Source organism: Saccharothrix sp. HUAS TT1 (assembly GCF_040744945.1).
Lineage (GTDB): Bacteria > Actinomycetota > Actinomycetes > Mycobacteriales > Pseudonocardiaceae > Actinosynnema.
The window spans coordinates 6,464,205-6,490,050 of record NZ_CP160453.1 but is presented as its reverse complement, the minus strand read 5'-3'; the positions used below and the strand labels follow the sequence as shown (position 1 = coordinate 6,490,050).

Here is a 25,846-nt window from a genome sequence, read left to right as displayed (position 1 = left end):
CCCCGGCCGGCGACGCACCGGCGGCGCGGCGTCCCGCCACGATGCCGGGGGAGCGGTCGCGCCTTCGGGCTGCCCCATTCCGCTCGACCGCCTGTTCGGGGATCGTCGGTGCCGGGCGCGTCCGCCGTCCGCGTCCGCCGCTTCCCGTCCGGCCCGCACGGCTGAACGAAGGAAGGTCGACGTGGCAGACGATGACCGCACCGCCGGATCGCCCACCGACGACGCGCCGATGACGGCGGCGGAGGTGCTGGCCAGGGCGAGGGCCGCCGCGCCGGTGCTGCGCGCCAGGTCCGAGGAGATCGAGCGGTCCCGCCGGCTGCCCGCCGACGTGGTGGACCTGCTGCGGTCGACCGGCGTGTTCCGGATGGCCGTCGGCAAGGAGCGCGGCGGGCCCGAGCTGACCTCGGCCGAGCAGACCGAGGTGGTCGAGGCGCTGTCGCACGGCGACCCGTCGGCCGGCTGGTGCGCCATGATCGGCATGGACACCCCGCTGTACGCGGCGTTCCTGCCCGAGTCGGCGGTGGCCGAGATGTTCCCGCACCCGGACGTGATCACCGCCGGGTTGATCCTCCCGGCCGGGCGCGCCGAGCGGGTGCCCGGCGGCTACCGGCTCACCGGCCGCTGGCAGTTCGGCAGCGGCATCACGCACGCCGACTGGGTCTCCGCGGGCAGCTTCGTCACCACCGGTGGCGAACCGGAGACCGGCGCCGACGGCGCGCCGCTCTGGCGGGTGATGCTCGTGCGGCCGGACGAGGTCGAGACGATCGACACCTGGCACACCACGGGCCTGCGCGGCAGCGGCAGCCGGGACTACGCGATCACCGACGTGTTCGTGCCCGAGGACCACTCGTTCAGCTTCGGCACGCCGCTCAGCCGCACCGGCCCGCTCGCCCTGCCGGACGCGCTCGCGCGCAACATGCCCGGCGTGCCGCTCGGCCTGGCCCGCGCCGCGCTGGACCACGCGCGGGAGCACGCGATCGAGCGGGTCGACCGCAGGACGGGGGAGCGCTGGGCGGACAACTACCGCGTCCAGCTGACCATCGGCGAGGCCGAGCTGGACTTCCAGGCCGCGCGGCACGCCGTCTACGGCAGCCTGAACCAGCAGTGGGAGCTGCTGGCGTCGGGCAAGACCTTGGACGACTTCACCGCGGACGAGCGGATCGCCACCGCGCTGCCGCGGCTCAACGCGTTCCGCGCCGCCCGGCGGATCGTCACCGCGCTGTACGACCTGCTGGCCACGACCTCGATCTACGAGCGCTCGCCGATGGACCGGTGGCTGCGCGACATCACCACCATGTGCCAGCACGTCGTGGTGCAGGACCAGGTCATCCAGTCCGCCGGCGCGCACCTGCTCGGCGGCGAGCCGCTGTTCCCGTTCGCGCTGGGGATCGTGGACTGACCGCTTCAGAAGTCGCTGTACTTCCGCAGCCCCACCAGCGTGGTCAACCGCACCGAGTTCGCGCCGGCCGGGGACGGCAGGCCGAGGACGTCGTTCACCACCCGGTCGAGGCGCCCGCCGCCGCGGGCCGCCGGCACCGCGAACCCGGTGTCCGCCGCGGTGAACCGGAGCACGGCCGGGTCCTGGGAGACCACCTCGTGCGCGCCGACCCGGACCGGCCGCAGCCGGATCGGGTCGGCGTCGTCGCCGATCGTGCAGGTGTCGGGCAGCAGCGGGGAACCGACCCTGATCTTCAGGTGCTGCTCGCCCATCCGGTCGCCGACCGAGAGGAAGTCGGCGAACCCGGCGTGCTCGACCCGCAGGTCCAGCGGCAGCTCGCGCCCGTCCGGGCCGGGCAGCCCGCCCCGGACCCGGATCGGCTCCGCCGCCAGCGAACCGAAGACCTGGGCGAACTCCCCGGCCAACCGCCCTTCGGCGAAGACCAGGCGCAAGGCCAGGTCCGACTCGCCGAGCCGGCCGAACCCGATGGAGCCGCGCGACAGCAGCACCTCGCAGCGCCACTGCGCGGGATCGGCGCCCGCCGGGAGCGCGGGCCGGTCGGCGAAGTCGAACGCGGGCGTCGGCAGGTCCACCGTCGACACCCTGCCGGCTCAGCCGAGCAGGTACACCACCGAGGCCAGGCCGAAGCCGACCAGGCTGATGGTGGTCTCCATGACCGTCCAGGTCTTGAACGTGGTCCGGACGTCCATCCCCATCAGCCTGCCGACCAGCCAGAAGCCGGAGTCGTTGACGTGGCTCGCGATCACCGAGCCGGCCGCCAGCGCCAGCACGATCGCGGCCAGCTCGGTCGCGCTGAACGCGCCGGACTGCACGACCGGCTGCACGAGGCCCGCCGCGGTGGTCAGCGCGACCGTCGCCGAGCCCTGCGCGACGCGCAGCGCCGCGGCGATGACGAAGCCCGCCACGAACACCGGCAGGCCGAGGTCGGCCAGGCCGTCGGACAGGGCGTCCCCGATGCCGCCCGCCCGCAGCACGGCGCCGAACATACCGCCCGCGCCGGTGATCAGGATGACCGCGCACACCGGGCCGAGGGCGGAGTCGACCAGCTCCTCGACCGCGGCCTTGCCCCGGCCGCGCCGGACGCCGAGCACGTACGAGGCCACCAGCACGGTCACCAGCAGGGCGACCGGCGTCGCGCCGAGCGCGCGGGCGACGGCGAACCAGGACGCGTCGCCGTCCACCCAGCCGGCGGCCCGCGCGGCGTCCAGACCGGTGTTGGCGAAGATCATCACCAGCGGGAGCAGCAGCAGCGCGATCACGGTCGCCGGGCGCGGCGGGTCCGACTGGTCCTCGGCCTGCGGGCCGCCGCTGAGGATCGTCGGCACCGGCAGCACGAGCCGCTTGCCCACCCACAGCCCGTACAGGTAGCTGGTGACGAACCAGGTCGGGATCGCGATCAGCAGGCCGAACGCGATGACCAGGCCGACGTCCGCGCCGAGCAGTTCGGTCGCGGCGACCGGACCGGGGTGCGGCGGGACGAACACGTGCATCACCGAGAACGCGCCCGCGGCGGGCAGCCCGTAGCGCAGCACGCCGCCGCCGAGCCTGCGCGCCACCGAGAACACGATCGGCAGCATCACGACCAGGCCCGCGTCGAAGAAGATCGGGAAGCCGAAGACCAGCGAGCTGACGCCGAGCGCGAGCGGCGCCCGGTGCTCGCCGAAGCGCGCGATCAGCGCGCCGGTCAGCGACTGCGCGCCGCCGGTCACCTCGACCAGCCTGCCGAGGATCGCGCCGAGGCCGACCAGCAGCGCGACGCTGCCGAGCGTGCTGCCGAAACCGCCGGTCAGGACCGAGACGATGGAGCCGGCCGGGATGCCCGCGGCGAACGCGGTGAGCAGGCTGACCACCACCAGCGCCAGGAACGCGTGCACCCGCAGGTACATGATGAGGATCAGCAGCAGGGCGATCGCGCCCCCGGCGATGCCCAGCAGGGCGCCCGCGCCGAGGGTCTGGACCCAGTCGTCGTTGGTGGTCATCGGCAGCTCCGTTGCTCTCGAAGGTTGCTCGGGTCAGGGGTTCGCCGGGCTCGGTGCGGTGAGGCCCAGCCCGGCGAGGGCTCGCGCGACGATCGCGTCGGGGGTCTCCCGGACGTCGACCGCGACACCGTCCTCATCGGACCGCAGCGGTTCCAGCGCGTCGAACTGGGACCGCAGCAGCGACGGCGGCATGAAGTGGCCGGAGCGCTCGCGCAACCGGTCGCCGATGACCTCGTCCGCGCCGCGCAGGAAGAGGAACCGGACCCGCGCGCCCGCCTCGCGCAGCACGTCCCGGTAGACCCGCTTCAACGCCGAGCACGTGACGATCGTGCTCTCACCGGCGGCGGCGCGCTCGGTGATCCAGTCGCGGATCGCGTCCAGCCAGGGCGCGCGGTCGGCGTCGGTGAGCGGAACGCCCGCGGACATCTTCGCGATGTTGGCGGCCGGGTGGAACTCGTCGGCCTCGGCCATCGGCAGGCCGAGCCGGTCGGCCAGCAGCCGGGCCACCGTGCTCTTGCCCGCTCCGGACACGCCCATCACGACCACGCAGGTCGGCACGGCGGGGTCGGCGCTCGGGGTCATGGGGGACACCTCTCGGCTGCGGTGACGAGACGATCAAAAGTAGTACCTTTGGCGGCGAAAGGTAGCACCTTTGAAGCGGCTGAGGAAGGCGTCCCGGGGATACGCTGCTGCCGTGCCGGTACAACGTCAGGCGGGCGGGCCGCGCGGCGACGCCCTGCACACCTCCGTGCTCGACACCATCGGGCTGGAGATCACCAGCGGCGACCTCGCCGAGGGGCGGGTGCTGACCCTCGACGGCATCCAGGAGCGGTTCGGGGTGTCCCGGACCGTCGCCCGCGAAACCATGCGGGTGCTGGAGTCGATGGGGCTGGTGACGTCGCGCCGCCGGGTCGGCATCACCGTGCAGCCGACGTCGTCGTGGCAGGTCTACGACCCGCGGCTGATCTGGTGGCGGCTGGCGGGCCCGCACCGCGACGCCCAGCTGCGCGCGCTCACCGAACTGCGGATCGCGGTCGAGCCGGTGGCCGCGGCGCGGGCCGCGTGGAACGCGTCGGCGAAGGAGCGCGACCGGCTGGTCGACCTGGCCGCCCGGATGCGCCAACTGGGCGAGTCGGGCGAGCTGGAGAAATTCCTCGAAGTCGACATCGCCTTCCACTCGCTGCTCCTGGAGTCCGGCGGCAACGAGATGTTCGCCGCGCTCCAGGAGGTGGTGGCGGTGGTGCTGAGCGGGCGGACCACCCTCGGGCTGATGCCCGAACGCCCCGTGCCGAGCGCCCTGGACCTGCACGAGGAGGTGGCGAAGGCGGTCGCGTCCCGTCACCCCGAGGCCGCCGAGCTGGCCATGCGCGCCCTCGTGGCGGAGGTCCGCGACGCCGTGGTGCCCGTCAACGGACCGTGACCCGGCCACTCGTGGTCCGCCCGCTCGTCAGCAGGACTTGGTCCAGCTGCACTCCAGCTCGACGCCGTGATCACCGGCTGAACCGCCGGCGACCCGGACCTCCGGCGCCTGACCGTCCCGGTCGCTCGCCAGCCGCACCACCACCGCGTCCTCGAACCGCTTGGCCGACGTGAGCGTGTCGTTGCTGATCATGGCGAACACCAGCGGCGTGCCCGCCGCCGTCGTCACGTAGCCGGACAGCGCGCTGACACCGGTCAGCGTGCCGGTCTTGGCCCGCGCGTTGCCCTCGGCCGGGGTGCCGCGCATCCGGTTGCGCAGCGTGCCGCCGACCATCCGGTCGCCCGCCCCGGCGACGGGCAGCGAGTCGTACCAGGTCCGGAACCACGGCTCGCCCCGCGCCGCGAGCAGCAGCGAAGCCACCTGGTCCGGCGCGACCTGGTCCATCCGGGACAGGCCCGAGCCGTCCCGCAGCGACAGCGCGGCCGGGTCCACGCCCAGCTCGCCGAGCTTCGCCGAGACCGCCCGCAGGCCGGCGCCCCAACTGCCCTCGCCGTGCACCGCCCGACCGGCGGTCTTGACCAGGATCTCGGCGTGCATGTTGTTGCTGAGCTTCATGAACGGGACCAGCAACCGCGACAGCGGCATCGACAGGTGCTCGGCGAGCACCCGCGCGTCGGCCGGGGTCGCCCCGGCGCCGGTGCCGCCGACCACGCGGACGCCGTGCCGGGTCAGCGAGTCGTGGAACAGCGACGTGACGAGCCCGGTCGGCTCCCGGACCGTGCTCCACTCGCTCTCGACCGCGCCGCCCGCCGGGACGCTGCCGCGCACGCTGATCACGTTCGTGCCGTGCCGCCGCTCCACGGACACGCCCGGCGCCGAGCCGGGCGGACCGGTCACCGCCGTGCTGTCGATCGTGACGTAGTCCGTCGGCGGTTCGGTGGCGACGGTCGCCGGCGCGCCCGCCGCGCCGGGCGCGACCCGCACGATGACGGACCCGGCGTCGTAGTCGGTGTCGGGGGAGACGGTCAGCGCCGAGATCTGGGCGTTGTAGTAGTACGGCTCGTCGTCCCAGGCCCAGCCGGCGCCCAGCCGCACGGAGTCGAACCAGGTGTCGTCGGCGACCAGCCTGCCGAGCACCACCCTGACGCCGGCGGCGGCCACCCGCGCGGCCAGCGCGTCGTAGTCGGCGGCCAGGACGGTCGGGTCGCCGGTGCCGCGCAGGTGCAGGTCGCCGGTCAGGACACCGGCCCGCACCCGGCCGGCCGCGGCGACCGTCGTGCGGAACCGGTGGTCGGGCCCGAGCAGGTCGAGCACCGCGGCGGAGCTGAACAGCTTGCCGTTGGACGCCGGCTGGGCGCGCCGGTCGCCCTCGCGGGCGAACAGCACCTCGCCGGTGTCGGCGTGCCGGACCACGAGCCCCACGTCCGCGCCGGCGAGGGCCGGATCGGTGATGATCGCGTCGAGGTCGCGGGCGAGCGCGTCACCGGCCTGCGCGGACGCGGGCGCGGCCAGGTCGGCCGCCGGGACCGCGGCGAGCACGAGGGCCAGCGCGAGGACGAGGGACCGGGGCTTGGGCATCGAAGCTCCTCCGGGGGCCGGGATGACGTCAAGCCAGGGATTCTCCACCTATCCGTGTTACCTGTGAAGGATTGCCGACTCGCCCGGTCAGGTGGTGCGCGAACCCCGGACGGGATCAACCGGCGGGCTTGAACTCCAGCAGGCAGCGCTCGTCGGTCAGGTCGGTCACCCCTTCGAGCACCAGCCCCTGGCCGGCGGCGAGCGCGCGGAACTCGTCCACCCGGCGCTCCCGACCACCGAAGATCACCAGCATGGCCAGGTCCATCGCGGTGTTCGCCCGCCGGCCGCCGACCGCCTCGATGACCAGGACGCGGCTCGTCGGCCCGGCGGCCTCGGCGCACCGACCCAGGACCCGACGGGCGCCGTCGTCGTCCCAGTTGTGCAGGACGTCGCACAGCACGTACGCCTGCGCCCCGGCCGGGAGCGGGTCGAAGAAGCTGCCCGCGGTGACCCGCGCCCGCTCGGCGAGACCGCCGGCGCGGAAGGTGCTCTCGGCCGCGGCGGCCTCCAGCTCGACCAGGTGGCCCGTCATCGCCGGGTGCGCGGCCAGGACGGCGGCCAGCAGGGTGCCGTTGCCGCCGCCCACGTCGACCACGTCGGCGAAGCGGGACCAGTCGAACCCGGCGACGAGGTCGGGCACCTGGTCGCGGGACCGCTGGGTCATCTGCCGGTCGAAGGACTCGCGCAGGTGCGGGTGGGCGGACAGGTCGTCGTAGAAGTCGCGGCCGTAGCGGCGCGGGTAGCCGGCCCGGCCGGTGGCGACGCTGTGCGCCAGTTCCACGAACGCCAGCTCGGCCCGACCGCCCGCGCGGTCCAGGTGCAGCAGGGTGTGGGTGAGGCCGTTGCCCGCGTCGGCGCAGAGGTGCGCGCCCAGGGAGGTGGTCCGGTAGCCGGCGCCGGTGCGCTCGACCACGCCGAGGGTGACGAGGTGGTTCAGCAGCAGTTCCAGCGCGGTCGGCGAGACGTCGAGCCCGGCGGCGAGCCGGTCGGCCGCGTCGCCGTCGCCCCGCAGCCGGTCGGGCAGGCCGAGGGTCACCGCTACCCGCAGGGCCATCGGCGTGGCGAGGTCCGCCATCCGGCGGATCGCGGCGTGGTCGTCGTTTCCCATGCCTCCCGACCCTGCCGCACCCGTCAACCGTGGGTCCTGCGCCCGTCGAGGGGTTAGGATCGCCGGGATGTCGTCACGGGCGAGTGGCGCGTGCTGGTGGACAGGGGTTCGCGGTGGTGGTCAGGGGCAAGGTCGTCCGGTTCGACGAGGTCCGCGGTTACGGGTTCGTGTCGCCCGACGAGGGTGGTGAGGACGTCTTCATCCACGTCAACGACATCGACTTCGACAAGCGCCTGATGGCGCCCGGCGCGCTGGTCGAGTTCCTGGTGGAGCTGGGTGACCGGGGGCCGAAGGCGTCCCGGGTCAGCCTGGTGCGCGAGTCGCCGTCGCGGTCGGGGTCGGTCGCCTACCCGACGGGTGACGAGGCGGTCGTCGGCGACGTCTTCTGCGAGGTCGTGTCGACCACGCGGTTCCTCCAGGAGGTCACCGAGGCGTTGCTGGCCTCGGCCCCCGGCATGACCGCCGAGCAGATCCTGAGCGTGCGCAAGAGCCTGCTCGGCATGGCGCGGACGTACAACTGGCTGGAGGACTGACACCGGTCCGGTGTGGATTTTCACCCGTCGGGGTGATCTTCGGCCGGTGTCAGGCGTTCGCCGGCGAGGCGAGGGCGAGCCTGGCCAGCAGGTCGCGACCCCGCTCGGCGGTGCGCGGCTCGCAGAGCACGTCGTAGCGACCGGCGACGAGCTGCGTGGTGGACGCGAAGTCGCGCCTGCCCCGCACCGACGCGTAGCCCGCCGCCGCGAAGGCCATGCCGAAGACGACGCCGGTCACCAGGCCCGTCAGGATGGCCGCGGGCAGCGAGCCGGTGCCGAACATGCCCAGCAGCAGGCCCACGAACAGGCCGAACCAGGCGCCGGACACCGCGCCGCCCGCCAGCACCCGCCGCCAGGTCAGCCGGGCGGTCACCCGCTCGACGATCATCGGGTTCACCCCGACGATCGTCACGTCGGGCACCGGGAAGTCCTGCTCGGTCAGGTGGTCGACGGCGCGCTGGGCCTCGGCGTACGTGGCGTAGGAACCGATCGGCCACCCGGTCGGCGGCGTCGGCACGGCGGCCGGCTCGCGGGGCAGGAGCGGGGTCGTGGGCATGGTGTCACCTCTCCGTCGGTCGCGGTTCGGACGCACCTCTCACTTCATGTGGTGAACCCGCGCACCACAGTGTTCCCCGGAGTCACGCCTCTTAGACCCGATCGCGGAACGTGACCACGACGACCAGGCCACCGGCCGGTCTCGGCGTCACGTCCACCCGCGCGTCGTGCGCGGTCGCGATCGCCTCCACGATCGACAGCCCGAGCCCCAGCCCAGGACCCGTCCTGGCCGCCCCGACCCGGTGGAACGGCTGGAAGATCCGCCGCACCTCGTCGTCCGGCACGACCGGCCCGGTGTTGGCCACGGTCAGCGCGCCCCCGCCGCACGACACCTCGACCCACCCGCCGGGCGCGTTGTGCCGGATCGCGTTGTCGACCAGGTTCACCACCAGGCGCTCGGCCAGCGCCCGGTGCCCGGACACCGGGCACGCCCCGATCGACGCCCGCAGCTCCACCTCCGGCGTCCGGCGGACCTCGACCACCTCGGCGACCACCTCGCCGAGGTCGAACGGCCGCCGCACGTCGATGCCCGCGTGCCCGCGGGTCAGCGCCAGCATCGCCTCGATCAGCCGCTCCTGCTGCTCACCCGCCGCGAGCACCCGCTCGTGCGCCGCGCGCAGCGACGCCGCGGTGGCGTCCGGGTCGTCCAACGCCACCTGCCCGATCGCGCGCTGCCTGGCCAGCGGCGTGCGCAGCTCGTGCGAGGCGTTGGCGACGAACCGGCGCTGCGCCTGGAACGACGCCTCCAGCCGGCCGAGCAGCTGGTCGAACGTGTCGCCCAGCTCCTTCAGCTCGTCGTCCGGCCCGGCCAGGGCGAGCCTGCGGTGCAGGTTGGTCGCCGAGATCTCCCGCGCGGCCGCGGTGATCGTGCGCAACCGGGCCAGCACCCGGCCCGCCGCCCACCAGCCGAGCACGAGCGCCAGCACCACCGTCAGGGCGAGCGCGACACCGGACTGGACCACCAGTTGGCGCAGCACGTCCCGCCGCTGCTCGGCCAGCGCCAGCTCGGCCTGCGCCACGATCCTCGCCGCGTCGTCGTCGTCGTCGTCCGGCCGGGGCGGGGCGCCCGGTCGTGCGGCGTCGCCCGGGTCCGGCGGGTACCGGAACAGCGTCACGTCGTCCACCGGCGTCACGGCGTGCCGCACCAGCAGGAACGTGACGACCAGCAGCCCCGCTCCGCAGAGCAGGAACAGCCCGCCGTGCAGCAGGGTCAGCCGCAGCCGCACGGTCCGGCGCGGCGGGGTGAGCAGGCCCATCAGATCCGGTACCCGCTCCTGGCCACGGTCTCGACGACCGGCGGGTCGCCGAGCTTGGCCCGCAACCGGCTGACGGTGATCTTCACGGCGTTGGTGAACGGGTCGGTCGCCTCGTCCCACACCCGTTCCAGCAGCTCCTCCGCCGACACCACCCGCCCCGCCGCGGCCAGCAGCAGCTCCAGCACGCCGAACTCCTTCGGCGCGAGGTCGAGCGGCCGGCCACCGCGGTGGGCGCGGCGGCGCGCGGTGTCGACCACCAGGTCGCCGTGCCGCAGCACCGGTGGCGCGGCCGGGTGCGCCCGTCGCGCCAACGCCCCGATCCGCGCCACGAGGGCGCGGAAGTCGAACGGCTTGGACAGGTAGTCGTCCGCGCCCAGGCCGAGCCCGTCGACCAGGTCCTCGGTGGTGGCCGCCGCGGTCAGCATCAGGATCCGGCTGCGCCGCCCGGCCGCGATCAGCGCCGCGCACACGTCGTCGCCGTGCGTCCCGGGCAGGTCCCGGTCCAGCACGACCACGTCGTAGTCGGTGCACAGCGCGCGTTCCAGCCCGCCGTCGCCGTCGAGCGCCACGTCGACGGCCATGTGCGCCCGCCGGAGCCCCGCCGCCACCGTGAGCGCCATTTCCTCGTCGTCCTCGACCATCAGCACCCGCACGCGCACCAGTATCGCCGGCCACCGGTTTCGCCGAGGTCTCACCGCGGGCGAAACCACGCCGAAACCGCGCCCCGCGTAGAACTCGCCTCGCCGAATCCGGCGACACCAAGGGGAATCCTCGTGAAACACAGATGGCGTCCGCTCACCAACGCCGCCGCGCTGCTCGCTGTTGCCGCCGTGCTCGTCGGCGCGGGAGGCGGCACCTCGGCGGCCGGTCCCGACCGGCCGCCGGCGTGCGTCCAGCCCACGCCCCAGCAACCGCCGCCGCCGACGACGACCCCGGTCACGCCGACCACGGTCGGCCAGGCGTACTACTGCATCTTCGACCACTACTTCAGCGGGCCGGTGCTCGACAGCCGCACGCTGCTGGTGCCCGCGTTCGCCGCGATCACGCAGGAGCTGCAACGGCGCGGCCTCGACCAGCCGGGCGCCACGCTGCCCGCGCTCACCGGCCGCAAGGACGCCGACTGGAAGGCGTTCCGCAAGGTGTACCAGCGGATCGCGGACGGCCTGCCCGACGACGGCGCCCGCGCGGCCATCGGCGCGGCGGCCATCAGGGCCATGGTGGACGAGCTGGACGACAACCACGCGCGGTGGATCGACAAGTTCGCGCCGAACCTCTACGGCTTCGACCTGTCGGTCGTGGTCGGGCCCGGCGACGTCGACCCGGTGGCCGCCGAACCGGCCCACCTCACCCGGGTCCTCGCGACCGGTCCGGCCGACGCCGCCGGTCTGAGGCCGGGGGACGAGGTGCTGGCGATCAACGGTGTGCCGGTGTTCGTGAACGGCGTCCTCAACACGGCGGTGCTGTCGTGGCTCACCACCGGTGACGTCGGCTCGACCATGCAGGTCACCGCGCGCCGTCCCGCCACCGGCGAGGCGTTCACCGCCACCATGACCGCCGCCCGGTTCGCCCCGCCGAGGCCGGACGTGCAGTCCCGGCTGGTGGACGGGGACATCGCCTACGTGACCCTGCCCGGCTTCGCCCCGGAGCTGGCCGACCGGGTGCTCGCGGCCATCGCCGAACTGCGCGCGGGGACACCGCTGCGCGGCGTCGTGCTGGACCTGCGCGGCAACGGCGGCGGCAGCCCGGACGCGGTCCGCAAGCTGCTCAGCGCGCTCGTGCACGACAAGGTGACCAGCTACTGGTGCGACGCCAAGGACCGCTGCACGCCCAACCGCACCGACGACTCCGTCCCGCTGCTGAACCTGCCGTTCGTCGCGCTCACCGACCGGCGCTGCGCGTCGGCGTGCGACTCGTTCTCCAGCGCGGTCAAGGACCTGGGGCTCGGCACGCTGGTCGGCACGCGGACCGCGGGCGCCGTGTCCGGACCGGGTCGGCCGCACCTGCTGGACAACGGGACCGTCCTCGCACTGCCCAAGCTGCACGAGATCGCCGCGAACCGGGAGGTCGTGAACACCATCGGCGTGGCGCCGGACCACCACGTCCCGATGACCGCGTCCGACCTGTCGACGGGCCGCGACCCCGCGCTGGACAAGGCGGTGTCGCTGCTGTGACACCGGTCGGTGGCCGGGCCCCGGGGTCCGGCCACTGACCGCCGGCAGGCGTCCCTTCGGGTGACTCCGGCTGAATCGTTACGGCGGTGCGCTGCCGATCAAGCTCCGCCATGCTGTCCGGATGGCTGTCGACCCACGCGGAACCGACCTGAAGCGACTGCTCGCCGAGGACCCCGGCGGGCCGGTCGTCATGCTCAACCTGCTCCGGTTCGCCGAGGGCGGGACCGGGTCGTACGAGGAGTACGCGCGCCACCTGCGCGAAACGTTCCTGCCCCGCTACGGCGCCGAGATCGTCTACGCGGGCACGGGCTCCACGGTGCTGGCGGCCGAGGACGGGCAGAGCTGGGACGCGGTGGTGATCGTCCGCTACCCGGACCGCGCCGCGTTCTCCCGGATGGTCGCCGACCCCGAGTACCAGCAGGTCACGCGCCTGCGGACGGAGGCGTTGTCCGAAGCGGTGCTGCAGGCGACCATTCCCTGGGCCTGAGGCCGTCCGCCTCTCGTCCACCCCCGTCCGTCCCTCGTCCGACGACGGAGCGTGGCGAAGCGCCCCATTGGGTAACCGGGTGGCTCGACGCGCCGACCCGAGGGATGCCGAACTGATGGTGGACGACGCCGGATCGCGCTCCGGCACCACGACCGTGCCCGAACGCCGCCTGGTGGAGGGCGACGTCCCGCCCCTCGCCGACCGGTTCGCGCTGCGCGCCGCGCTGGCCCTGGTGCTCACCGCCGCGGCGGGAGTGGGGTTCGCGGTGCTCGCGCTCGCCGTCCGGCTGCGGTGGGCGCCGCTGCACGACCTGGACCACGCCGTCGCCGACGGGCTGACCCGGCTCGTGTCGGGCAACAAGGTGCTGTCCAACGGCCTGCACGGCGTCACGGCGCTCGGCGGCACGCCCGCGCTGGTGTGGCTGGCCGCCATCGGCGCGGGGTGGCTGCTGGTGCGGCGCCAGCTCTGGGTGGCGGTCTACGTCGTCGTCACCGCCGTGGGCGCGGGCGTGCTCGGCGTCGTGGTCAAGGACCTGGTGGCCCGGCTGCGCCCGGTGGTCGAGCAACCGGTGTCGTCCGCGCCCGGCCCGAGCTTCCCGAGCGGGCACGCGCTGGGGTCGATGGTCACCTACGGCGTGCTGGTCCTGGTGTTCCTGCCGGTCGTCCGGCAGTCGGCGCGCTGGGTGCTGGTCGGGGTCGCCGGGCTGCTCGTGGCGGTCATCGGGGTGACGCGGGTGGCGCTGGGCGTGCACTTCCTGACCGACGTCCTGGCCGGCTGGCTGCTCGGCGCGCTGTGGCTGGTGCTGACCGCCGCCGTCTTCCGGCGCTGGCGCGACGAGGTCGGCGCGCGGAAAGTGCCGCTGACGGAGGGCGTGGCGCCGGAGGCCGCGGCCGACCTGCGGCCCGCGCCGGGCGCCGGCAAACCGCTCGCCCACCCCTGGCGCGGTGCGGCGGAGCTGCTGGTCGGCTGGGGGCTGCTGGTCGGCGTGCTGTACGGCGTCGGCCGGCTCGTGGTGGGCGCACGGGGTGACCGGCCCGCGCCGGCGTGGGACGCGGCCGTCGTGCGCTGGCTGGCCGAGCACCGGTCGCCCACCTTCGACACCCTGCTCGTGCCGCTGGGGGAGCTGGGCAACACCGGCTGGGTCATCGCGTCCGCGGCCGTGGTCGGCCCGCTGGCCCTGGCGTTCCGCCGCAGCTGGGCGCCCGTGCTGTTCCTCGTGCTGACCCTGCTCGGCGAGATCACCCTGTTCCTGACGACGACCGCGGTGACCCCGAGGGCCCGGCCGGACGTGCCGCACGCGCACGAACTGCCCCCGACCTCCAGCTTCCCGTCCGGGCACGTCGCCGCGTCGCTGGCGTTGTGCCTCGCCACGGCGCTGCTCGTGTGCACGGCGACGTCCCACTGGTGGCGGTGGCTGGTCGTGGCGGCGGCGGTCGTCGTGCCCGCTCTGGTGGCGGTGCAACGGCTCTACACCGGCGCGCACTACCCGACCGACGTCCTCGGCTCGCTGCTCCTGTCCGGCACGTGGACGGCGCTGGTGTGGTGGGTGGTCCGCCCCGACCGTCAGGTGCCGCTGGCGCTCGGCAGGAGAGGGGGACAGCCCGCGGTCGAGTAGGTGGGGTCGTACTCGAAGTGCCACTCCTCGTTCAGGTAGCGGCGGCACCAACCCAGGGCGGGACCGTTGTGCTCCACCCAAGCCGCCGACTCAAGCGGCTGCACGTCCACCGCGATGCCTTTGACGTGCATCGACTTGTCCGGCGGCAGGACGTAGCGCGCCGCCAGTTCCGCGGTGCCGAACCGCCGCACGGCGTCGTCGAACTCGCGCTGCTGCTGACCCGTGCTCCGCTTGCCGTCGTTCAGGCACAGGCCGACGCCCTGCGCGCCCGCCGCGGCGCGCAACCGTTCCCACGCGGCCAGCACGTCCGGGCGCAGGCCCTCGGGCTGCTCGTCGACGTAACGCGCGTCCAGCGCGCACGCCGGCCCGGTCTCCGGCCCCGGCACTTCCTCCACGATCGCCAGCGGCGTTCCGACGACCGGGTGGTGGACCAGGACCAGCCGGCCCGTCGCGCCCAGCGCGCCCGCGGTGGCCGCGCCGAGCAGCAGCGCCAGCAGCACACCGATGGCCGCGCGCCTCATCGGACCAGGGTGGCCACGACGTGGGCAGCCGTCTCGGCGAGGAGCGCCTGGTCGTACCCCGCGTCGGCCGTCGCCCTGCTGGACATGATCGCCATCACCAGCGGCGGGGCGTCCGGCGGCCACACGACGGCGATGTCGTTGCACGTGCCGTAGTCGCCGCTGCCGGTCTTGTCGGCCACCGCCCAGCCCGGGGGCACACCGGCCCGGACGCGCTGCGCGCCGGTCGTGTTGCGTTCGAGCAGGTCGCGCAGGACGGCGCGCTTGTCGGCCGACAACGCGTCGCCGAGCACGAGCCGCTGGTAGTCGGTGCCGATCGCGCGGGGGGACGTGGTGTCGCGGGGGTCCCCGGGGATCGCCGACGTGAGGGTCGGCTCGACCCGGTCCGCCCTGGTGACCTCGTCGCCCAGAGTGCGGGCGAATGCCGTCAGCCCGGCCGGGCCGCCGAGGTCGCGCAGCAGCAGGTTGCCGGCCGTGCCGTCGCTGTAGCGGACCGCCGCGTCGCACAGTTGGCGGATCGTCATCCCGGTCGCCACGTGCTGCCGGGTGATCGTCGAACTCTTCATCAGGTCGTCCTCGGTGTACCTGACGACGGTGTCCAGGTGGGACAGCGGGTTGTGGTGCAGGACGGCGCCCGCCGCCAGCCCCTTGAACGTCGAGCAGAACGCGAACCGCTCGTCGGCGCGGTGGGTGATGGCGGCTCCGGTGCCCGTGGCGACGGCGTACACGCCCAGGCGGGCGTCGAACTTCCGCTCCAGTTCGGCCAGGCGCTCGTCCGGCCCGGTGGTCGTGGTCGGCGCCGGTGTCGGCTGGGAGGACTGCGCCGGGACCTGCTGGTCGGGATCTTTCTCCTCAGGGGTCTCGTCCTCGGCGCACCCGGCCAGGGTCAGGAACGCCGCCGCACCCAGGAGCGTGCGGCGACTGATGGTTCGTTGCGGCGGTGTCACGACATCGAGCTTCACAGCCGTCGTGGATGCTGTCCAAGACGCGAACGCGGGGATCAATGCCGATCCGGCATAGACTGGGCGACCGTGGACGTGGTCGAGGCGTGCAAGGCGTTCGTGGCCGTGAGCGGGCACGGCAGCTTCACGGCGGGCGCCGCGGCGGCCCGGATACCGCAGTCCGTCGCCAGCAGGCGCATCGCGGCGCTGGAGGAGCACTTCGGCGCCCGGCTGTTCACCCGGTCCTCGCGCAGCGTGGCGCTGACGCCGTTCGGCCGGGAGATGCTGCCGTCCGCCCGGCGGCTGGTCGACCTCGCCGAGGCGATGGAGCACGACGCCGAGCGCGCCAAGCTGCGCCCGTTCCGGATCGCGGTGCCCGCCGTCTGCGCGCCGCGCCCGCTGGCCCGGCTCGTCGCCGACGCCCGTCGGCACGACCTCGACCTGGACCCGCACCCCGCCGGACCGGGGGAGCGCGCCGAGCTGGCCCGGACCTTGGAGGTGCGCGCGGCGCTGGTCGCGGTCCCCGCCGACGACGGCCTCTGGCGGGTGCCGCTCGGCCTGGCCGGTCGGGACGACCCGGGCGCCGTCTCGGCGGTCTACCTGGAGACGCTGCGCGCCGGGCGCGCCGAACGACACCACCGCCGACGCCGCGTGCAGGTCCAACCGGAGGACGACGTGCCGCACGTCCGCGACCGCGTCACCAGGCTGCGGGACGCCGTCGGCCTGCAGCCGGCCCAGGTGGTCGTCGCCACCTCGCTCGTCGCCGCCACCGCCGACGTGCTCGGCTCGACCGACCTGCTGCTGTGCCCGCCGGACCAGGCCGCCGAGCTGGGCCTGCACTGGCGGCCCCTCGGCGAACTGGACCTGGCCCGCGGCTACGACGTCACGGCCGGTCAGCGCGAGGACGCCCGTCGGGTCCGAGCCCTCCCGCACGCCGCGATCGGGCGCTGCCTCGGCGTCCCGGAAGGCGGTGCCCGGTGATCGGGACGACCAGGGTCTTGCGCGACGCCCGGGAAGCGCTGCACGACGGCGGCCTGCGCGGCTCGTTCCTGGTGCGCGACCTGGACACGGGCGAGGAGCTGGGCCTCGACGCCGAAGTCGAGTACCCGGTGGCGTCACTGGTCAAGGTGCCGCTCGCCGTCGCCACGCTGGAACGCGTGCGCCGGGGCGAACTCGACGCCGCCACCCCGGTCGTGGTCCCACCCGGCCGGGTCACCGCGCCGGGACCGATCGGACTGCCCAAGTTCCGCCACCCCGCCACGATCGCCGTGGACGATCTGCTCTACCTGAGCGTCGCGATCAGCGACAGCACCGCCGCCGACGCCCTGTTCGCCCTCACCCCACCCGCCGCCGTCACCGGTGAGCTGCGCCGGTTCGGCTACGACGGCATCGCGGTCCGGCACCTGATGACGGACCTGGTCGACACACCGGCCGAGCGGTTCGCCCCGGAGGAGGGGCACCTGGCCCACTCGCTGGCCATCGCGGCGGCGACCGAGGGGCGCGGGCACCCGGTGACCCAGCTGGACATCAGCCGCGCGAACTCGGGATCGGCGCGGGCGTTCGTGGACCTGCTGCAAGGACTGTGGCGACCGACCACCATCCCCGCCGCCGTCGCCGTCCGGGTCCGGGAGCTGATGGGGGACAACGTGCTCCGGCACCGGCTGGCGCCGGACTTCAGCTCGGACGCGTCGCGCTGGTCGTCCAAGACCGGGACGCTGCTCAACCTCCGGCACGAGGTCGGAGTGGTCGAACACGCCGACGGCCAGGCGTTCACCATCGCCGCCCTCACCGAGTCCCGGGTGCCCGCCGTCGTCCAACCGGGCGCGGAAGCCCTGATGGCCCAAGTCGCCCGAACCCTTCGCGACCAACTGCGAAGGTGACCCCCTGCGGTCCTGAGCTGCGGGAGGCGTCGGTCAACGCCTGAAGCCGCGGGCTGACGGCAAGAGCGCGGCGGCGGGCGCGGCGAAGCAGACCACCGCGCACAGCGCCAGCCCCGGCCCCGCCCCGAACCAACCGATCGCCGGCGCGATCAGCACCAGGCCGATCGGCGCGAGACCGCAGGACAGCAGGAAATCCAAAGAGGACACCCGAGCCAGCGCCGAGGGCTCCACCTCCCGCTGCGTCGCGGTGGACCACGGCACGTTGAACAGCTCCATCCCGACACCCGCCAGCGCGTACGCGGCCAGCACGAACCCCAGGTGCACCGGCAGCAGCAGGGCCAACGGCACGAACCCGTAGCAGGCCAACCCGGCCAGGGCCGTCCAGTCCGTGGCGCGGACTCCACCGTGCGACGAAGACCGCACCCGCGAGCGCTCCCACTGTGAACGCCGTAACGGTCACGGCTCACCACGGGCAGCACGACAGCGGTGACGGAGTAGCCGGTGGCGATCACCGCAATCAACGCGTCCAGCCCCACGACGACCCACGGGTGCCAGGTACCAGAACCGCGACCAACCACAGCCCGCCGTGGCCACCACCAGGGTCGGGGTGGACACGACCAGCGCCAGCAGCGCGGTCAGGCTCGGCGCGACCAGCGTGGTGACCCGGACCGCCAACGCCACCGCCGCATTGGCCCGCCGCCACCGCCGGTCCTCGGCCACGACCTTTGCCGTCAACGCCTGGAAGCCGGCCGGCACGCGCCCTGCCCGGCCCCGACCAACGCCGCCGCCACTGCCATCAACGCCACCGACCGCCCCAACCCGACCGCGATGAACGGCGTGCCGAGCCCAGCCGCCAACCCCGCCCACCACACCACCCGCCGCCGCGAGTGCCGATCGGCCAGCACCCCGGCGGCCGGAACCGCGACGACGAAACCGGCGGTCTATGCCACCAGCACGCCCCCAGCTCGACCACGTGACCGTCCGCTCCAGCACCGCGAGCCCGAGGACGAACGGCAACGCCCAGGTCGCCAGGCCGGACGCCGTCGTCCCGAGCCACAGCCGCAGGAATGGCGCGTTCCGCAGCAGGGGAGGAGAGGCGGCGCGAGCGTCGGGCAGCACGGTCAGCCGACCTCGCTGGCACCCGCCCGACCGCCCGCACCAAGTCTTCCTGGCCCGCGCGACCCGGGACCGGATCGTGCCGACCAGGCAGCCCACGATGTCCGCCACCTCGGCGTAGGACAGGCCGAGCACCTGGATGAGCACCAGCGCCTCCCGGCGGTCCGGGCCCAACGCGTCCAGCAGCATGTTCAGCTCGACCGCGTCCTCGAAGCCGGACCCGACCGGCCGCTGATCCGCCTCCCGCTCCCAGTCCACGCCCCGTGAGAGGCGCGGCCTGGACCGCGCCAGGCGAACCTGATCGATCACCACCCGGTGGGCGATCGCGAGCAGCCAGGTGCGGGCCGAAGAGCGCCCGGCGAACCGGCGCAGGCTGACCAGAGCGCGTGCGCAGGTCTCCTGGACGAGGTCGTCGCCACCCCGACATCGATGAGGTGGGCGATGAACCGCTACACGTCCCGTTGCGTGGTCCGCACGAACCGCTCCAGCGCGTCCCGGTCACCGGATCGGGCCCGCAACGCCCAGCGCGTCACCTCGTCGCCGGGGTTGGTCCCGTCGGAGAAGGGCACGATTCCGAACGTGAACTGCCGAACCTGCGGCAAACCAGCGCCGCCACATCGAGCCACCCGACCTCCTCTGGCCGCCAGCCGCACTCTGCTATCTATTGTAGACTCATAAACCTCCCAACTATGTTGTCGTTATCGTTGAGGTCGGGTAGCGGGGCGGTGTCTGTGGCTCCTCCCGATGGTCGAGCGGATTTCGTTGTCCTGTAACGGCTCTGGTCGTATGGCTATCACCTCTGTCGACTTCTGGCCACGTCACACCTGGAACACGACCTAGGCCCGCCAAACAGTGCCCCGCCGCTCGTACTCCAACACCGTCTCGGCCCGCTGGGCGAGCTGCGCGCCGAGGAACCGCTCCACCAACCACAGCGACACGTCCAGCCCCGACGTGATGCCGCCGCCGGTGATCAGGTCGCCGTCGTCGACCACCCGTGCGTTGACGACCTTCGCCCCCTGTGCCGCCAGGTCGGCCTTCGCCCCGTTGTGCGTTATCGCATTGCGCCCCCTGGTCAACCCCGCTGCCGACAACACCATCGTGCCGGTGCAGATGCCGACGCGCAGCAGGTCCGCGGCGGCCAGTCGGCGCAGGAAGCCCTGGTCGGCCATCAGTCGGTTGACCCCGGGCCCGGACTTGTCGGCATACCCGCCGCCGGGCACGACCAACACGTCCGCCTTACCCGGCGACCAGCTCTCGGGCGCTTCGACCCTGGTGCCGTAAGAGCACGTGACCGTGCCCGGGCGGCCCACGCCCACCAGGGCCGTGGACAACGCACCACCACTCAACTTTCCGGCCAACCCCAGCACTTCCACGGGCGCGATGAAGTCCTGTTCCTCCACCCCGTCGAACACCAGCACCTGCACCCGCAAGGGCGCCTCTGCCGACACCGCGGTCGCCCCACTGGTCATTACTCCTCCCACAGCTCCCACCGACAGCGCTGACGCTCGCAAAAACGTACGGCGTTCCACAGTGCCCTCCCAGTCTCAGGTTCACTCGAGTGGTCGTCCGGAATCGCCATCCGGTTCCCGGTGGCCTGTGCTGGTTCGCTTTGACACTGTGCTCCGGCTGATGCGACGCCCTCATGTCCTCTCTCTTTTCTTTATAGCTTCAGTGTTAACTGATAGCAGTAGCAACGGTCTGCAGGTTGTTCCGGTCTGGCCGCCCGCCTTGAGCGCCCGAGGGCTTCCCAGTCGAGGGCGAGGGGTTCGGTCCAGGATGTGCTCCCAGGTGCCCTCGGCGGTCCATGGCGGTCAGGCAGGTCATGATCACCTGATAGCGATCCCACTACCTGCGACCAGGCCCGGATACCGGTAACAGCGCACGATCAGTCAGCTCGCCACGCCCCATCAGCGAATCGGTGACAACAGAGCGGCGATATCAGTGATTCACTCGATCGCGAATCATCGTCGGGGTGGGTGGTGATCGAGCCATGTTCGGAGCGTCTACCAACGGTGCGGGGTGTTCAGCGTGGTCAATTGGGTGTGCCGCCGTGCTGTGGTCCCACGGCGTGCTGATGATTTCGGTGAGCCGGTCACGTCGGTGCCGGACGGTGGGCGGCTAGCGCGTGTTTCACAGGTGAGGTAGGTGACGGCGTGTCGGTGGCCAGAACATGGCGAGGTCTTCGGTAAGTGGTCTAGCGACCAAGCAAAACCGCAGTACCTCGGTGCCGGTTGGCGACTACCCGCAGCGGGTGTGGGTCGGGCGTGTTCCCACCGGTTGGGCCGGTCTGACCGGCGGAGCCGACGACGTGGAGAACAGGGTGGGTCACCGGTCCGCCAGACCTGCCTCGTAGCCCGCGATGACCAGCTGGGCGCGGTCGCGTGCGGCCAGTTTTGCCATCAGGTGGCCGATGTGCGTCTTCACCGTGTGCCGGCTCAGGTACAGCTCCTCCTCGATCTCGGTGTTGGACAGCCCGCGGGTGATGAGCCCGAGCACTTCCTGCTCGCGAGGGGTCACGTGGTCGAGCCGGCGTGCCGGGCGGCGGGGTGGGGGTGCGCCGAGGAAGTCCTTGATCAACCTACGGGTGACGGTCGGCGCCAGCAGCGCCTCGCCGTTGGCGATCGTCCGGACCGCGTCGAGCAGCCGGGCCGGTGGCACGTCCTTGAGCAGGAACCCGCTCGCACCCGCCCGCAACGTCTCGTACACGGCTTCGTCCAGGTCGAACGTGGTCAGGATCAGCACCTTCGGCGCGTCGGGCAGGGCGGTGATCCTCCTGGTGGCGGCGATGCCGTCGAGGTCGGGCATCCGGACGTCCACCAACGCGACGTCCGGCCGGTGGCTCGCGGCCAGCTCGCACGCCTGCCTGCCGGTCCTCGCCTCGGCGACCACGTCCAGCCCCGGATCGCTGTCCATCAGCAGCCGGATGGTCTCGAGGTACAGCGGCTCGTCGTCGGCGAGCAGCACGCGGATCGGTTCACCCGTCATGGTGAACCGCCCCCTCGAACGGGAGCGTGGCCTGGACGGCGAACCCTCCACCCGGGGTGGGCCCGGCGTGCAGCGCGCCGCCGTGCAGCGCGACCCGTTCCCGCATGCCGAGCAGCCCGTGCCCGCCGGGCCGGGGCGCGGTCGCCCTGGTTCCCTCGTCCACGACGGAGATCACCAGCTGGTCGGGCTCGACAGTCGTGACCAGCCGGCAGCGCGGCGGCTCGGAGTGCCGCCGCACATTCGTCAGCGCCTCCTGGACGATGCGGTAGGCCGAGACCCGCACGCTCGCGGGCGTCCAGGCCAGGTCGACCCGGGTGGTGGTCACGTGGACCCCGGCCGACCGCGCGTCGTCCACCAGCCGGTCCAGCCCGGCGGCGCTGGACGGGGCGGTGGTCTCGCGCAGCCCGCGGAGCACGGTCCGGACGTCGGCCAGCGCCGAGCGGCTGACCTGCTCGATGCCGCGCAGGGCCGCCTCCCGCTCCTCGGGGCGGCCGACGCCGATGTGGTTGGCGACCGCGGCCTTCATCGCGATCAGGCTGAGGTTGTGGCCGACCACGTCGTGGATGTCGCGGGCGATCCGCAACCGCTCCTCGGCCACGGCTCTCGCGGTGCGCGACTCGGCTAGCTCGGCACCTTGCCGCCTACGTGTGCGGACGGCCGCGGTCACCGCCCACACCCCGGTGATCACCGCGACGCTGAAGACCAGGGTGGACACCGGGTTCGTGGCGAACGACTCCATGCCGGGGGGCGTCGGGACGAGCGGCAGGCCGGGCACCATCGCCACCACGACGCCGGCCGCCACCACGCTCCCCGACGCCGCCGCCGCGCCGATCGCGCCGGACCTGGCCGAGGACAACCCGACCGGGTAGAGCGCCCACGCGACGGCCGCCACCACCGATTCGTTCCCGGCGCCGACCACGATGGCCGCCGACCCGACCACCAGCACGACGAGCAGCACGGCGGCAGGCCGACGGCGGCGCAGCGCGAGCGGCGCGCCGAGCGCGGCGGCCAGGACCACGGCGAGCACGTCCACCTGCGGCGCCCGCAGGACCGCCCACCCGACAACCACGCCCGCGGCCACGACATCGACCACCAGCAGCCTTCTCGGACCCAATCTCGGCATCATGGTCGCACCGTATCCGGGCGGCGTTCGGTTGAACTCGGACCACGGTCCGATGTGGTCGGACATCTCCCCCGCCGACACTTCGAAGCATGTTCAGCTCATTCCTGTCCGCCGTGGCGATCCTCTCCTCGTCCCTCACCGCAGTCGCGCCCGCCGTCGACGCCGCTTCCGTCGACGCGGTGGTCGAGCAGTACCGCGAGCAGACGGCGGTGCCCGGGGTGGCGGTCGCCGTCACCCGCGGCACCGAGGTGGTGCGCACCGCCGGGTACGGCAGAACGCCCGGCGGCGAGGCCGTGTCCGAGGGCACCGTCATGGCGGCGGCGTCGCTGAGCAAGTCCTTCACGGCGCTGGCCGTGCTGCAGCTCGCGGAGGACGGGCGGCTGCGGCTGGACGAGCCGGTGCGCACCCGCCTGCCCGAGTTCACGATGGCCGGTCCACTGGCCGCCGACATCACCGTGCGCCAGTTGCTCGACCAGACATCGGGGTTGTCGGACACGACGTTCCACTCGTTCAGCGGGCCGCGGGTGGAGACCCTGGAGGAGGCCGTGGCGGCGATGCGCGAGGCGTCCCCGGCCGCCGCTCCCGGCACCCGGTGGGAGTACCACAACCCGAACTTCCAGGTGGCCGCCCGGCTGGTGGAGGTGGTGGCCGGCGTGCCGTTCGCCGACTACCTGCGGGACAACGTGTTCGAGCCGCTGGGCATGGGTGACAGCCGCACCGTCGACACCGAGCGCGACCTGCCGCTGAGCGCCCGGGGCCACCTCAAGGTGCTCGGCGCGGCCGTCGCGCTGCCCGAGCCGCCGGCGTTCGGCAACGGCTCCGGCGGCGTGCTCACCTCCGCGCGGGACCTGTCGGCATGGTTGATCGCGCAGAACAACGCGGGCCGGGGGCCCGACGGGACCTCGATCGTCACGCCGGAGAGCACCACCGCGATGCACACCCCGTCCGCCGTGTCGGGGGACTACGGCCTCGGTTGGTTCGTGGGCGCCACACCGTCCGGCGCACCGGTTGTGGAGCACGGCGGCGATCTGTTCACCTCGACCGCGTACCAGGCGTTGCTGCCGCGATCCGGCTACGGCATCGCCGTCCTGGCGAACACCGGGATGCAGTACGGCGACGCCCAGGCGATCGGGGAACGCCTGATCGACCTGGTCGAGGGCAGACAGGGGCCGCCCGCGGGCACCCCGCACACCGTCATCGACGTGGTGCTGCTGCTGCTCGCAGTGGCGTTCGTGGCGCTGACGGCACGGGGTGTGGCCCGCGGGCGGCGTTGGGCCGCCGGCCGACCGTCGAACCTCTGGACGACCGCCCGCCTGCTCTCGCTGCTCCTGCCGCTCCTGCTGGCCATCACCGTCCACCGGGTGGTGAGCTACCTCTACCGGGGTCGTGACGTGGCGTGGGTGCAGGTTCTGTACCTGTACCCGACGTTCATGATCACGCTGGCGGTGGCGGCGCTGAGCGGTGTCGCGGTGCTCGGGGCGAGGCTCGTCGCGATCCGGAGGCGGTGGTCGGTTGGCTGATGCGCTGTGGCAGGTCCGGGCGGGACGAGCGATGATCTTCGGGTGACGGACAGCCTGTGGGACGTGCCCCTGGCCGAACTGCGCGCTCGGACGGCGAGCGCGAGCCCGACGCCCGGCGGCGGGTCGGTGGCCGCGGTGACGGCGGCGCTCGGCTGCTCGCTGGTGCTCATGGCACTGGAGATCACCGCCCGGCGCGGTGAGGACCCCGCGATCGGTGACGCGCTCGCGGTGGGTCGGGCACTGCTCGACCGCCTCGGTGCCGCGGCGGACCGCGACGTCGAGCTGTTCGAGGGCTACCTGCGGGCCCGGCGGCTGCCGCGGTCCACCGACGACGAACGCGCCACCCGGCAGGTGGCGGTGGCAGCGGCCTCGACAGCGGCCACCGAGGGGCCGCTGACCGCCGCGGCGGACGTGGTGGAGGCGCTGGGCTGGGCGCTCGCCGTGCTGCCGGTGGTGGCCCGTGCAGTGGTGAGCGACGTCCACGCCGGAGCGGACCTGCTGCTCGGCTCCGCGCTGGCCGCCCTGCGCGGAGCCGAGGCCAACGTCGCCCTGATGGGCGATGATCCGGCGGCGTACGCCTTCGCCGCACGGCTGACCGCCGCACGGCGCGCCGCCGTGGCCGCGCACGATCGCGTCGACCGGTGGCGACCGGAGGCGACCGGAACGACCAGCACCCCGGAGGGATCCCGTTGACCGCTCGCACCATCGACCCGGCCGTGCTGGCCGAGTCCATCCGCGCCGAGATCCGCGCCGACCTGGAGGCGATCCCGGAACGCCTCACGGTCGTCGGCTTCCTGGTCGACGGCGACCGGCCCGCGCGCACCTACGCCGAGTACACGCGGCGGGCCTGCGCCGAGGTCGGGATCGAGTTCGACCTGCGTACGCCGCGCCCCGACGAGGTCGAGGCCGCGGTGCGGGAGGCCAACGCCGACGACCGGGTGCACGGCGTGTTCGTCTACTACCCGGTCCGCGACCCCGAGCAGGACCGCTGGCTGCGGGAGTTGGTCGACCCGCGCAAGGACGTCGAGGGCCTGCACTCGTTCTGGAGCCGCTGCCTCTACGAGAACCGGCGGTTCGTCGACGCGGCGGGCACCCGGCGGGCCGTGCTGCCGTGCACGCCGCTCGCGGTGATGAAGCTGCTGGGCGCGGCGGGCGCGTTCCGCGGCGACGGCGACACGCCGCTGGAGTCGGTGCGGGCGTGCGTGTTCAACCGCAGCGAGATCGTCGGCCGGCCGCTGGCCGCCATGCTCGCCAACGACGGCGCGCGGGTGACGTCGTTCGACGTCTCCGGCGCGTTGGAGTTCCGGCACTCGGCGGGCATCCAGGGGCACCACGTGGACGCCGTCGCGGTCGATCGGACCACCGCCCTGGCCGAGGCCGACGTGGTGGTGACCGGCGTGCCGTCCCGTGACTTCCCGCTGGTGCGGGCGGAGGAGATCAAACCGGGTGCGGTGTGCCTGAACTTCTCCACGATGAAGAACTTCGCCGATGACGTGGTCGACCGGGCCTCGGTGTTCGTGCCCAGGGTCGGCTCGATGACGGTGACCATGGCGATGCGCAACGCCGTTCGGCTCTACCGCAACGCGAGGGTGGTCTGACCAG

24 protein-coding genes and 2 pseudogenes are annotated in these 25,846 nt (G+C 73.4%); 11 read left to right on the top strand and 15 right to left on the bottom strand.

Annotated features, from left to right (window positions below; all coding sequences use genetic code 11):
* The first annotated feature begins 181 nt into the window (after positions 1–181).
* The gene (locus AB0F89_RS29095) at positions 182–1,399 is read left to right on the top strand and encodes an acyl-CoA dehydrogenase family protein (RefSeq protein ID WP_367128820.1); all 1,218 of its coding nucleotides are present in this window, start codon (positions 182–184) and stop codon (positions 1,397–1,399) included.
* Positions 1,400–1,404: 5 nt separating this feature from the next.
* On the opposite strand, the gene AB0F89_RS29090 is transcribed toward AB0F89_RS29095, so the two are convergent.
* The 3 genes from AB0F89_RS29090 to AB0F89_RS29080 are packed head-to-tail and all read right to left on the bottom strand — an operon-like array spanning position 1,405 to position 4,020.
* Entirely contained in the window at positions 1,405–2,031 is a 627-nt protein-coding gene (locus AB0F89_RS29090; RefSeq protein WP_367128819.1) for a hypothetical protein, read from the bottom strand.
* A gap of 18 nt (positions 2,032–2,049) precedes the next feature.
* Positions 2,050–3,438, bottom strand: a complete 1,389-nt coding sequence (locus AB0F89_RS29085; RefSeq protein WP_367128818.1) for a GntP family permease — start codon at positions 3,436–3,438, stop codon at positions 2,050–2,052.
* A gap of 33 nt (positions 3,439–3,471) precedes the next feature.
* On the bottom strand, positions 3,472–4,020 hold the full coding sequence (locus tag AB0F89_RS29080) for a gluconokinase (protein WP_367128817.1): 549 nt from the start codon (positions 4,018–4,020) through the stop codon (positions 3,472–3,474).
* Positions 4,021–4,132: 112 nt separating this feature from the next.
* Here AB0F89_RS29080 and AB0F89_RS29075 point away from each other — a divergent pair, with 112 nt between their 5' ends.
* Positions 4,133–4,858, top strand: coding sequence for a FadR/GntR family transcriptional regulator (locus AB0F89_RS29075; protein WP_367128816.1), 726 nt, complete (start codon positions 4,133–4,135; stop codon positions 4,856–4,858).
* A 27-nt stretch (positions 4,859–4,885) separates the two neighbouring features.
* Here AB0F89_RS29075 and dacB read toward each other — a convergent pair whose 3' ends face one another.
* Positions 4,886–6,436 carry a D-alanyl-D-alanine carboxypeptidase/D-alanyl-D-alanine-endopeptidase gene (dacB, locus tag AB0F89_RS29070; RefSeq protein WP_367128815.1) on the bottom strand — a complete coding sequence of 517 codons (1,551 nt, stop codon included), beginning with the start codon at positions 6,434–6,436 and terminating at the stop codon, positions 4,886–4,888.
* A gap of 115 nt (positions 6,437–6,551) precedes the next feature.
* On the bottom strand, positions 6,552–7,544 hold the full coding sequence (locus AB0F89_RS29065; protein ID WP_367128814.1) for a methyltransferase: 993 nt from the start codon (positions 7,542–7,544) through the stop codon (positions 6,552–6,554).
* A gap of 116 nt (positions 7,545–7,660) precedes the next feature.
* On the opposite strand from AB0F89_RS29065, the gene AB0F89_RS29060 reads away from it, so the two are divergent.
* Positions 7,661–8,077, top strand: coding sequence for a cold-shock protein (locus AB0F89_RS29060; protein WP_367128813.1), 417 nt, complete (start codon positions 7,661–7,663; stop codon positions 8,075–8,077).
* Between the two features lie 49 nt (positions 8,078–8,126).
* Here the strand turns inward: AB0F89_RS29060 and AB0F89_RS29055 are convergent, their stop codons facing one another.
* The 3 genes from AB0F89_RS29055 to AB0F89_RS29045 all read right to left on the bottom strand — a co-directional run bounded on the left by AB0F89_RS29055 (position 8,127) and on the right by AB0F89_RS29045 (position 10,541).
* The gene (locus tag AB0F89_RS29055; protein WP_367128812.1) at positions 8,127–8,633 is read right to left on the bottom strand and encodes a general stress protein; all 507 of its coding nucleotides are present in this window, start codon (positions 8,631–8,633) and stop codon (positions 8,127–8,129) included.
* A 91-nt stretch (positions 8,634–8,724) separates the two neighbouring features.
* The gene (locus AB0F89_RS29050; RefSeq protein ID WP_367128811.1) at positions 8,725–9,888 is read right to left on the bottom strand and encodes a sensor histidine kinase; all 1,164 of its coding nucleotides are present in this window, start codon (positions 9,886–9,888) and stop codon (positions 8,725–8,727) included.
* Entirely contained in the window at positions 9,888–10,541 is a 654-nt protein-coding gene (locus AB0F89_RS29045; RefSeq protein WP_367128810.1) for a response regulator transcription factor, read from the bottom strand. Before AB0F89_RS29045 ends, AB0F89_RS29050 begins: the two co-directional genes overlap by 1 nt.
* A gap of 120 nt (positions 10,542–10,661) precedes the next feature.
* Between AB0F89_RS29045 and AB0F89_RS29040 the strand changes: the two genes are divergently transcribed.
* The 3 genes from AB0F89_RS29040 (at position 10,662) to AB0F89_RS29030 (ending at position 14,161) form a co-directional block, all read left to right on the top strand.
* Complete coding sequence (locus AB0F89_RS29040) at positions 10,662–12,059, top strand: S41 family peptidase (protein ID WP_367128809.1); 1,398 nt, start codon at positions 10,662–10,664, stop codon at positions 12,057–12,059.
* A 121-nt stretch (positions 12,060–12,180) separates the two neighbouring features.
* Positions 12,181–12,546, top strand: coding sequence for a DUF1330 domain-containing protein (locus AB0F89_RS29035; RefSeq protein WP_367128808.1), 366 nt, complete (start codon positions 12,181–12,183; stop codon positions 12,544–12,546).
* Between the two features lie 79 nt (positions 12,547–12,625).
* Positions 12,626–14,161 carry a phosphatase PAP2 family protein gene (locus AB0F89_RS29030; protein WP_367128807.1) on the top strand — a complete coding sequence of 512 codons (1,536 nt, stop codon included), beginning with the start codon at positions 12,626–12,628 and terminating at the stop codon, positions 14,159–14,161.
* Here AB0F89_RS29030 and AB0F89_RS29025 read toward each other — a convergent pair.
* On the bottom strand, positions 14,110–14,682 hold the full coding sequence (locus AB0F89_RS29025) for a D-alanyl-D-alanine carboxypeptidase family protein (protein ID WP_367128806.1): 573 nt from the start codon (positions 14,680–14,682) through the stop codon (positions 14,110–14,112). The two genes, AB0F89_RS29030 and AB0F89_RS29025, sit on opposite strands and share 52 nt — an antisense overlap.
* Positions 14,679–15,626 carry a class A beta-lactamase gene (bla, locus tag AB0F89_RS29020; RefSeq protein ID WP_367128805.1) on the bottom strand — a complete coding sequence of 316 codons (948 nt, stop codon included), beginning with the start codon at positions 15,624–15,626 and terminating at the stop codon, positions 14,679–14,681. Before bla ends, AB0F89_RS29025 begins: the two co-directional genes overlap by 4 nt.
* Before the next feature lie 84 nt (positions 15,627–15,710).
* Between bla and AB0F89_RS29015 the strand changes: the two genes are divergently transcribed.
* Both AB0F89_RS29015 and AB0F89_RS29010 read left to right on the top strand, forming a co-directional pair.
* Complete coding sequence (locus tag AB0F89_RS29015; RefSeq protein ID WP_367128804.1) at positions 15,711–16,601, top strand: LysR family transcriptional regulator; 891 nt, start codon at positions 15,711–15,713, stop codon at positions 16,599–16,601.
* Positions 16,601–17,500 carry a serine hydrolase gene (locus AB0F89_RS29010; RefSeq protein ID WP_367139032.1) on the top strand — a complete coding sequence of 300 codons (900 nt, stop codon included), beginning with the start codon at positions 16,601–16,603 and terminating at the stop codon, positions 17,498–17,500. The genes AB0F89_RS29015 and AB0F89_RS29010 overlap by 1 nt, the downstream gene beginning before the upstream one ends.
* A 33-nt stretch (positions 17,501–17,533) precedes the next feature.
* Here AB0F89_RS29010 and AB0F89_RS29005 read toward each other — a convergent pair.
* From AB0F89_RS29005 to AB0F89_RS28985, 5 genes and pseudogenes are all read right to left on the bottom strand, one after another.
* Positions 17,534–18,586, bottom strand: a pseudogene (locus AB0F89_RS29005) (MFS transporter).
* 78 nt (positions 18,587–18,664) lie between these two features.
* A pseudogene (locus tag AB0F89_RS29000) lies at positions 18,665–19,185 on the bottom strand (sigma-70 family RNA polymerase sigma factor); the annotation flags it as partial.
* A gap of 267 nt (positions 19,186–19,452) precedes the next feature.
* On the bottom strand, positions 19,453–20,085 hold the full coding sequence (locus AB0F89_RS28995) for a DJ-1/PfpI family protein (RefSeq protein ID WP_367128803.1): 633 nt from the start codon (positions 20,083–20,085) through the stop codon (positions 19,453–19,455).
* A gap of 856 nt (positions 20,086–20,941) precedes the next feature.
* Positions 20,942–21,601: a response regulator gene (locus AB0F89_RS28990; RefSeq protein ID WP_367128801.1), complete on the bottom strand. Its 660-nt coding sequence runs from the start codon at positions 21,599–21,601 to the stop codon at positions 20,942–20,944.
* The gene (locus AB0F89_RS28985; RefSeq protein WP_367128800.1) at positions 21,591–22,727 is read right to left on the bottom strand and encodes a sensor histidine kinase; all 1,137 of its coding nucleotides are present in this window, start codon (positions 22,725–22,727) and stop codon (positions 21,591–21,593) included. Before AB0F89_RS28985 ends, AB0F89_RS28990 begins: the two co-directional genes overlap by 11 nt.
* A gap of 86 nt (positions 22,728–22,813) precedes the next feature.
* Between AB0F89_RS28985 and AB0F89_RS28980 the strand changes: the two genes are divergently transcribed.
* Genes AB0F89_RS28980 through AB0F89_RS28970 form a run of 3 tightly spaced genes read left to right on the top strand, consistent with a single transcriptional unit; the run spans position 22,814 to position 25,842 of the window.
* Entirely contained in the window at positions 22,814–24,244 is a 1,431-nt protein-coding gene (locus AB0F89_RS28980) for a serine hydrolase domain-containing protein (RefSeq protein ID WP_367128799.1), read from the top strand.
* 42 nt (positions 24,245–24,286) lie between these two features.
* Complete coding sequence (locus tag AB0F89_RS28975; protein WP_367128798.1) at positions 24,287–24,937, top strand: cyclodeaminase/cyclohydrolase family protein; 651 nt, start codon at positions 24,287–24,289, stop codon at positions 24,935–24,937.
* A complete protein-coding gene (locus tag AB0F89_RS28970; protein ID WP_367128797.1) occupies positions 24,934–25,842 on the top strand; it encodes a bifunctional methylenetetrahydrofolate dehydrogenase/methenyltetrahydrofolate cyclohydrolase in 909 nt (302 codons plus the stop codon). Before AB0F89_RS28975 ends, AB0F89_RS28970 begins: the two co-directional genes overlap by 4 nt.
* Positions 25,843–25,846 lie beyond the last annotated feature (4 nt).